The sequence below is a fragment of the Paraclostridium sp. AKS73 genome, from assembly GCF_025671395.1.
Classification (GTDB): domain Bacteria; phylum Bacillota; class Clostridia; order Peptostreptococcales; family Peptostreptococcaceae; genus Paraclostridium; species Paraclostridium benzoelyticum.
In genome coordinates this window covers 1-306 of the sequence record NZ_JAIXHU010000098.1, presented here as the reverse complement: position 1 = coordinate 306, position 306 = coordinate 1, and the positions used below count along the sequence as shown (strand labels likewise).

The following is a 306-nucleotide window of genomic DNA, read 5'->3' as shown; positions in this document are numbered from 1 at the left end:
AAAAAATGTGGGTGCATAGCTCAGCTGGATAGAGCAACGCCCTTCTAAGGCGTGTGTCCGGGGTTCGAATCCCTGTGCGCTCACCACATTCATAGGGGATTCGCCAAGTCGGTAAGGCATAGCACTTTGACTGCTACATGCGTAGGTTCGAGTCCTGCATCCCCTGCCAAGTAAATAAAATGATCCATTAGCTCAGTCGGTAGAGCACCTGACTTTTAATCAGGGTGTCCCGCGTTCGAGTCGCGGATGGATCACCAATGGAGAGGTGTCCGAGTGGTTTAAGGAGCTGGTCTTGAAAACCAGTGA

At 51.3% G+C, this 306-nt stretch carries 3 tRNA genes; all 3 read left to right on the top strand.

What is annotated here, in order from left to right:
* Window positions 1–9: 9 nt before the first annotated feature.
* The 3 genes from LEQ07_RS19865 to LEQ07_RS19855 all read left to right on the top strand — a co-directional run bounded on the left by LEQ07_RS19865 (window position 10) and on the right by LEQ07_RS19855 (window position 257).
* Window positions 10–86: transfer RNA gene (locus LEQ07_RS19865), tRNA-Arg, on the top strand.
* A gap of 7 nt (window positions 87–93) precedes the next feature.
* Window positions 94–169: transfer RNA gene (locus tag LEQ07_RS19860), tRNA-Gln, on the top strand.
* Window positions 170–181: 12 nt separating this feature from the next.
* Window positions 182–257, top strand: a tRNA-Lys gene (locus LEQ07_RS19855).
* Window positions 258–306 lie beyond the last annotated feature (49 nt).